This window comes from Rhizorhabdus sp. (assembly GCF_018006725.1).
Lineage (GTDB): Bacteria > Pseudomonadota > Alphaproteobacteria > Sphingomonadales > Sphingomonadaceae > Rhizorhabdus.
This window is the reverse complement of record NZ_JAGMXV010000426.1, coordinates 1-2,894: the sequence shown is the minus strand read 5'-3', so window position 1 is coordinate 2,894 and position 2,894 is coordinate 1. Positions and strand designations below refer to the sequence as shown.

Below are 2,894 nucleotides of genomic sequence, written 5' to 3'. Positions count from 1 at the left end.
CGGAAGACCATCGAACATCGCCGCTTGCTCCACCGCAAGATCGCCGCTTAATATCAACCCCAGGACGAGGCCCGCACTCCGCTAATTTACGCCGCGAGTTGTGCCAAATGTTCTGACGACGGACAATCCAAAGACAAGAACCAATGCGTGTTCAGGCACTCGTCCCGGAGGCGTCCGTTGAACGATTCCACGAGGGCATTATCGGTGGGCTTGCCTGGCCGGCTGAAGTCCAGCGTGACCCGGTTGATGTAGGCCCAATGGTCGAGCGCGCGTGAGATGAACTCGGGTCCGTTGTCCACCCTGATCTTGTCCGGAGGGCGGCCTCGCTCGAACAACAGGCGATCCATCACGTCGATTACCTGCTCGCCCTTGATCCCCTGATCAACCTCGATCGCCAGGCACTCGCGGGTGTAGGCATCCACGACCGTCAGGGCGCGGAAGCGCCTCCCATTGAATAGCGCGTCAGACACGAATTCCATCGCCCAGATCTCGTTCGGCCGCGAGGCCAAAGGCCGCTCTACACGGCGGGCAGCCATGACATGGCGTCGCGGGCGTTTTGCCCGCAAATTCAGACCCTCCATCCGGTACAGCGGTCGAACACGCTTCACATTGACTGCCCAACCTTCGCGGCGCAGCAGCACGTGAATACGTCGGTAGCCATAGCGCACACGCGTCTCGGCAATCTCCTTGATCCGGCTCCGCAGTGGCGCCTGATCGCCTCGGATCGACCGGTAGCGGTGCGTCTTGCGATCGAACCGGAGCACCGCGCAGCTGCGCCGTTCACTGACCCGATAGCGATCCTGCATCCAGTGGACGATCTCACGCAGCCGACCAGGCGCTAGGCTTTTTTTGCCAGAACTTCCTGGAGCATGGCCTTGTCCAGCGACAAGTCCGCCACAAGCCGCTTCAGCTTCTGGTTCTCTTCCTCCAACTGGCGCATTTTGCGCAGCTCGGACGGCCCCAGACCTCCGTACAACTGCTTCCAGCGGTAGTACGTCGCCTCCGACACACCCATCTTGCGGCAGACCTCCGCGACCGGCGTTCCAACCTCGGCCTGGCGCAGCGCAAACGCGATCTGCTCGCCTGTGAACTTCGACTTCTTCATGCAAAACCTCCAGCTTCCATCAGCTTCGATTTTGCCAGATTCCTCTCATTCCCACTGGAGGCATTTCTCGGGACAGGGTCAATCTGAATCGACGGCTGCCCGGCATGGCGCAATTTACGCGCGAAGGTTGCGAATGATCTGCATCCTCGTCGTCTTGTCCGTGCGAGTTGGTGCTCTATAGGAAGCGGTAGGAGCCGCTCAGCTGCCAGCCATGCTCTCCGTCGATCTGGACCGGATGATAGTCGGCAAAGTCGGCCAGGACCGCAGCGCTCGGGTGGCTGTGCCTGCCAAGCGGATCCGAACAAAAGAGGGTTGCGACCGGCTCGACCAACCCGGCGAACCCTGACTTCCAGTTGGCCTTGGAGCCGTGATGCATGACCTGGAAGATGGCGCCGCGCATCATCCGATCGCCAACATTGTAGAAGCGCTCGAAATCGCCGACCTGCTGTGAGGAATGAAGGAAACCGTCTCCGGTCAGCATCTGGCCGAACCGGTCGGTGTGGACCCAGAATCGAGGAACCTCCCCTACGCTTGGTCCCATGCGGTGTCGTGGAATCGTGACCGTGGCACTGCGCAGTTCGACCTGGCCGATCGGCCCCGCATAGAGGAACAGCGAGATCTCGTTGCGCCGCCGCGCCGATATCTTCTTCGATCCGGGGGATTTGAACGTCGCGTCGTAGAGCTCGGTCAACTTTTCGAGCGCCGTCTCGCGATCCTCCTCCTTGGGGGCATGGGTGAGCTCATAGGCAAGCGGCCGAGCGGCATCCTTGAAGGCCGTGGTCGCCAACGCTTCGAGCCGGCAATCATTATAGGGCACGAATTCCCAGGCATGGGCGACAAGGATGTAGCCACCGCGGTGGAGGACGCTGACCCGCGGATCGGCGAGCCCCTCGTCCGCCGCCACGCCATCGGCTTGGTCTTCGCCGTGTGGCTCATGATCCTTGATGAGGACAGGCAGGAAGGCACCCGGTTCTTTGCCCCGCACCGGCGCATCGGGCGGCATAGCGGGGGGCAGCGCCTCGCTGTCGTCCACGCTCGCCGGCACCAGCAGGATCCGCTCGATGCGCTCCTCCGCGCGTGCCAGCAGGAAGGCTGTCGGTGCCGTCAGAAATCCGAGAAGGTCCGATCCGACGGCAGCCTCCTCGGACAGGGCAACGATCAGACGCTCCCACGGTGTCAGATGGGGGAGGAGTAGCGTGCCGACGCGGAAGGTTGCCAGCAGGTCGAGTATCCCGCTCAGATGATCCTCGTCGAAATGCGAGAGCGTGACCAGGTCGAGCCTGTCGGTCTCGATATCACTACTTAGCCGAGCAATCTCGTCACGCACATGCTGGCCGCGAGCCGTGACCCGCTTCCCCATCTCGGTGCCACAGTCATAGACCCACCGGAAAGTCGGCTGTCCCGGCCGCGTAAAATGCCCGGAGCAGAAGAGACCCTGCCCGACGGGATGGAAGCGATAGCCGAAGGCGAGCTCATCCGTCTGACGGCCGGGCGAACCGGACCAGAGGCAGGCCCAGCGATGCTCGCCCCACTCGCCGCTCCAGGCCTCCAGAAAATAGCGGCACGCGGCGAGGTCCGCCGGCGGATAGTCGGCGTCACTTGTCCCCGCGGTGTTGCGTGCGATCGCGGAGATGACGTTGTGATGGACGGTGCGGTGGGGAAACGAGAAATAGGCGATGATGCGCTGCTGGTTCATCTTTAGCGGCTTGCGATGCCTGAGCAGGCCTTTGACGAGGCAGATCTCGTCATCCTCCAGCGGCACCTGCGCGCGCGACAGAATCCTCATGAT

Annotated in this window: 1 protein-coding gene and 1 pseudogene; both read right to left on the bottom strand. The window is 62.3% G+C overall.

What is annotated here, in order from left to right:
* Window positions 1-125: 125 nt before the first annotated feature.
* A pseudogene (locus KAY22_RS27270) lies at window positions 126-1,105 on the bottom strand (IS3 family transposase); the annotation flags it as partial.
* Window positions 1,106-1,280: 175 nt separating this feature from the next.
* The coding region (locus KAY22_RS27265) for a hypothetical protein (RefSeq protein ID WP_296626175.1) at window positions 1,281-2,894 on the bottom strand (1,614 nt) is incomplete at its 5' end.